Source organism: Synechococcus sp. BA-120 BA3 (assembly GCF_034931285.1).
In the GTDB taxonomy this organism is placed as follows: domain Bacteria; phylum Cyanobacteriota; class Cyanobacteriia; order PCC-6307; family Cyanobiaceae; genus Cyanobium.
In genome coordinates this window covers 1-2,216 of record NZ_JAYGHZ010000428.1, presented here as the reverse complement: position 1 = coordinate 2,216, position 2,216 = coordinate 1, and the positions used below count along the sequence as shown (strand labels likewise).

The 2,216-nt window shown below is 72.1% G+C and carries 2 protein-coding genes; one reads left to right on the top strand and one right to left on the bottom strand.

Annotation, left to right across the window (positions count from 1 at the left end; translation table 11 throughout):
- Nucleotides 1-68: 68 nt before the first annotated feature.
- A complete protein-coding gene (locus tag VB737_RS16410) occupies nucleotides 69-1,016 on the bottom strand; it encodes a putative selenate ABC transporter substrate-binding protein (protein ID WP_500314532.1) in 948 nt (315 codons plus the stop codon).
- 106 nt (nucleotides 1,017-1,122) lie between these two features.
- Here VB737_RS16410 and mnmH point away from each other — a divergent pair, with 106 nt between their 5' ends.
- A complete protein-coding gene (mnmH, locus tag VB737_RS16405) occupies nucleotides 1,123-2,163 on the top strand; it encodes a tRNA 2-selenouridine(34) synthase MnmH (RefSeq protein ID WP_500314530.1) in 1,041 nt (346 codons plus the stop codon).
- Nucleotides 2,164-2,216: the final 53 nt, after the last annotated feature.

Sequence of the window (2,216 nt, the reverse complement as noted above, 5' to 3'; positions counted from 1 at the left end):
CCCCAGCAGGGCCGCCAGGGCCAGCCCGGCGGCCCTGGGGCCGCGGCGGTGCCGGCGGGCCGGGCCGATCAGCGGATCTTGCCGATCTGGCGGCCCACCTTCTCGATGGGGCTGTAGGCCGCCGCATTGGCGGGGATGAACCGCTGGGCGCCGAACAGGGCCAGGACCTCCTTCTGCCTGGGATTGGTGGAGCGCCAGCTGAGGATCGCCGTCCTCATCCGCGCTGTGAAGCCCTTGCCGAAGCGCTTGTCGAGGTCGGGCTGGGCGATCCAGTGGTAGTTGGGATAGCCGGGGGTCTTCCAGATCTGCACCACCTTGGCGCGGTTGACCTTGCCCTCGCTGAGGTTGCTGCGCCAGACCTCTTCGCTGACAGCACCGGCCTGGTAGGCGCCGCTCTGCACCAGGGCGATCGTGGCGTCATGGCTGCTGCTGAAACCGGGGGCGCCACCGGCGAAATCGCTCAGCTTGACCCCGGCCTGACTCAGATAGAACTGGGGCATCAGCCGGCCGGAGGTGGAGCTCTCCGAGCCAAAGGTGAAACGCTTGCCCTTCAGCTCCGCCAGCCCCTTGACGTTGCGGATCGGCTTGAGGCCGCTGCTGGTGTTGGCGATGAAGACGCTCTGGAACGACGCGTCGATGTCGCGCTGGGCGATCACCACGGCGCCAGGCTTCTGCAGGCGCGCCTGCACCCCGGTGAGACTGCCGAACCACACCAGATCCAGGCCACCGGTGCGGAACGCGGTGACGGCAGCGGTGTAATCCACCACCGGCACGTACACCACCTTCACCCCCAGCTGACGGCTGAGTTCATTGGCCACCAGCGGGTAGAGCCGGTTGAGCGTCTCGGGCTTCTGGTCGGGGATGGCGCCGATGCGCAACACCTTCTGGCTCTGCTGGGCCGCCGCCGGAGCCGGCCGGCCGGGCAGGGGGGCGGCGGGGGGCGCCAGCAGGGGGAGCAGCGCCAGCGAGACCCCCATCAGGGCGGCGGTGGCGGTGGTGCGGATCCGGAGAAACATCGGGCTTGGGCAGGGGAGTAGGCCGTTGCTCCACTATGGCGATCAGGTGGGTGCCGGCCCGCGGTCTTCGTCATCGCCAGACGCCCCCGTCCCTGCCGCGAGCCCCATGGCAACCAGCCTTCCCATCGATGCATTCCTGGCGGCTGGTGGCGCCCTGCTCGATGTGCGCACGCCGGCCGAATTCCGCCAGGGCCACATCCCCGGCGCCGCCAATCTGCCCCTGTTCAGTGATGCCGAGCGGGCCGAGGTGGGCACCCTCTACAAGCAGCAGGGCCGCCAGGCCGCCGTGCTGAGGGGCCTGGCCCTGGTGGGGCCGCGGATGGAGGCCCTGGCCGCCGAACTGGTGACCTGGAGCGAACGCTCGGCCGGGGCGCCCCTGCGGCTGCACTGCTGGCGCGGCGGCATGCGCTCGGGCAGCGTCGCCTGGCTGGCCCAGCAGCTGGAGCTGCCGGTGCTGCTGCTGGAGGGTGGCTACAAGAGCTACCGGCGCTGGGTGCTGGAGCTGTTCGAGCGGCCCTGGCCGCTGCGGCTGCTGGGGGGCCGCACCGGCTGCGGCAAGACCGAACTGCTGCTGGCCCTGCGGGAGCGGGGAGCGGCGGTGGTGGACCTGGAGGGGCTGGCGCACCACCGCGGCAGCAGCTTCGGCGGGCTGGGGCTGCCGGAGCAGCCCAGCGTCGAGCACTACGAGAACGAGCTGGCCGCCGCCCTGGCCCCCCTGGCCGGGGCGGATCAGATCTGGCTGGAGGCCGAGAGCGCCATGGTGGGCCGCTGCCGGATTCCCGCCGGCCTGTGGCACCAGATGAAGGCCGCGCCGGTGCTGGCGGTGGAGCGGCCCCTGCAGGAGCGGGTGGACCACCTGGTGACGATCTACGGCGCCCAGGATCCCCTTGCCCTGGCGGAGGCCACCCGGCGGATCGCCAGGCGGCTGGGGCCCCAGCGCACCGCCCTGGCCCTGGAGGCGATCGAGCAGGGCGACTGGGCCACCGCCTGCCGTCAGATGCTCGACTACTACGACCGCTGCTACGACCACGACCTGGACGGCCATGCCATCACCCCCGTGGATCTGGGGGGCCTGGCGGCGGCGGAGGCGGCCGGGGAGCTGATCAGCCGGGGGCTGGTGACGCTGCATCAGCCGGCCGCCAGCTGACCACCCGCCCAACCACCGCCGCCGCCCCAAAGCCGGCGGCGCGCAGGGCCACC

Excerpts from the sequence above, each read along its gene's own strand:
- VB737_RS16410 (WP_500314532.1), bottom strand. The coding sequence starts at position 1,016 with ATGTTTCTCCGGATCCGCACCACCGCCACCGCCGCCCTGATGGGGGTC.
- mnmH (WP_500314530.1), top strand. The coding sequence starts at position 1,123 with ATGGCAACCAGCCTTCCCATCGATGCATTCCTGGCGGCTGGTGGCGCC.